This window comes from Paeniglutamicibacter sulfureus (genome assembly GCF_030512175.1).
In the GTDB taxonomy this organism is placed as follows: Bacteria; Actinomycetota; Actinomycetes; order Actinomycetales; family Micrococcaceae; genus Paeniglutamicibacter; species Paeniglutamicibacter sulfureus.
This window is the reverse complement of sequence record NZ_JAULBL010000008.1, coordinates 1-1,985: the sequence shown is the minus strand read 5'-3', so window position 1 is coordinate 1,985 and position 1,985 is coordinate 1. Positions and strand designations below refer to the sequence as shown.

Below are 1,985 nucleotides of genomic sequence, written 5' to 3'. Positions count from 1 at the left end.
CAAGTGCCGGAAATGATCAACGTCTCCGCGCCAGACTCTGGGTCGCGATGGAGCAGTGATTCGATCCACCAATAAGTGCCGGCCCTGTCTACTTGGACTCCGGGAGAGGTGTAGCGCTCGCCGCTGTGAGGTCCGGCAGTTACGGCAATTGGTTCGGTGCGGCCGGCAAGATTCTCCATCGTGCACACCGCCTCACCGTTCAGCGCGTCTACCTCGGCCTGAGTCCAGGCAGTGTCGGTGAGCTCACCATTTTGATCGTGTTTGAGGTCTCCCGCCACCGGCGACTTGAACACCTCAAAGGTGAGTTCAGAGCCTGCCGGCACCGAGCCATCTACAATCGCGACATCGGTAATCGTGTCACCTACTGTGGCTTGTGGCTGCGCTTCCGTGCGCACCTCGGGGTGCACGATCCTCGCCGATTCTTCGGGTATGCCGAAATCGTCGCATCTCTCCTCCCAAAATCCCTGCGCACGCGGCAGCCTAGTTCCGCGTTAGGTTTTAGGCAGTTATCGGCGCCGATGATCGAGGGATCTTGGTCAGCGCCATCAATGTCCCACTTGTACGTGTAGTAACCCTGTTCAAGGATCTCATCGTCAAAAAGGAATGAGTAGGTTTGTGGGCTTGACTGATCCCGAGCTGGATCGGTTGTGAACGTCCCGCGTGCAGCGACGGGTGCACCTACCGGCGCCTCAGATGAAGGGTTCAGAGCGGGATCGCTGAGGTACGGACCGTAAGCCGTAACCTTGGCTTTGACCGGCATCCATTCGTGCGATCCATCCGTAGCTAGTCGCCAGCGCCATTCTCCGCTCGTGCCGGTATCAGCGGCGGTAGCAGCGAACGTGATGTCGTCGCTGTGCTGCTCGCCGACACTCACGAACTTGCTGCTCACGAGGCTTGACACTTCAGGAGCCCAAGTTGTGTCGAGTTCAACCGTAACGGCCTCAAATGGCCGTGCCCGTGAGGATTCGACCGACACCGAGGATTGCGAGTTGCCTCCGTCGCCCCAAAGCACGGTGGTAGGAATTTCGAGATACTCACCAGAAAACGACACCCGGTAATACCGGTCCCAACTCTCAGCGGGAGGCAGACCTTGCCACGAAAGAGACGTGCCGGCGGGGGAGCCGTTTCCTTCCCACGTCCGAGAAGTGGTGCCATCAGAAAACTCACCGCTCTCGATCTGCAGAGACAGGGTGCCGACAGGAATAGAAACGGAACCGGAGTACGCGCTTGTTGGTGACACAGAGATGGCGGTTGAACTCGAACCAACCTCGTGGCTTTGCCGGGCATAGGTCCACGAAGCGGCCTCGGCCATCAGCCTTTGCGACAGGGCGACTACGTCGGGGCCGACAGAGTTTCGCACGCGTGCAAGTTCTGCCTCATATCCGGAGCTGCCCCGCCCGTCGGCACCTCGAATCTCCCACACGGCGAGTGCCACAGCAGCAGCCTGGAGGTTGTCGTTTGTCTGCCCATAGCGCGCAATCACGAACGTGATCTGTTGTAGGGGCGCACCCTCAGTGGTCGCGACCGACACCCCGCCTGAGCTGTTGCCGGGAATTGTGGAGCTTCCTACAAAGACGGGGACCTTGGGGCCAGATCGGACCCAGGGTTCTGCGCAATACACGTAACGGCCGTCAACCACGAACGCCCCGGCACCGTGTACATGAATCCCGTTGCCCCAGTTTACGCCGGGGCCGTGGTGGTTATCGATTGCGTGTGCTGGGGATGTGAGATCAGAAGGCGAGGGTGTCGTGGCGATCGCTCCTCCAAAGAGAAATGCGCCGAGGATCAGCGCGGTGAAACGAAGATAAATCCGGTGGCGCGAAGACCACCTTGTCTGACGCTCTGAGATGGTTTGGTGCTCCAAAGAGTCCTCCTTTAGTGGGTAAGAGGCAGTCCATGTTGCGCGTTCGGGCGCACAAATGGCTGCTACTTACTAGACGAGGAGGCGCGCGCAGTCTCGTTTCACCGCAATTACGGTTACAGCT

General features: G+C 59.3%; 1 protein-coding gene and 1 pseudogene. Both read right to left on the bottom strand.

The genetic code is table 11. From position 1 onward, the window contains the following. Positions 1 to 407 (bottom strand): annotated as a pseudogene (locus Q2T94_RS20465) (hypothetical protein); the annotation flags it as partial. Then, the gene (locus Q2T94_RS20460) at positions 362 to 1,864 is read right to left on the bottom strand and encodes a hypothetical protein (protein WP_264271880.1); all 1,503 of its coding nucleotides are present in this window, start codon (positions 1,862 to 1,864) and stop codon (positions 362 to 364) included. The gene Q2T94_RS20460 and the pseudogene Q2T94_RS20465, both read right to left, overlap by 46 nt. Positions 1,865 to 1,985: the final 121 nt, after the last annotated feature.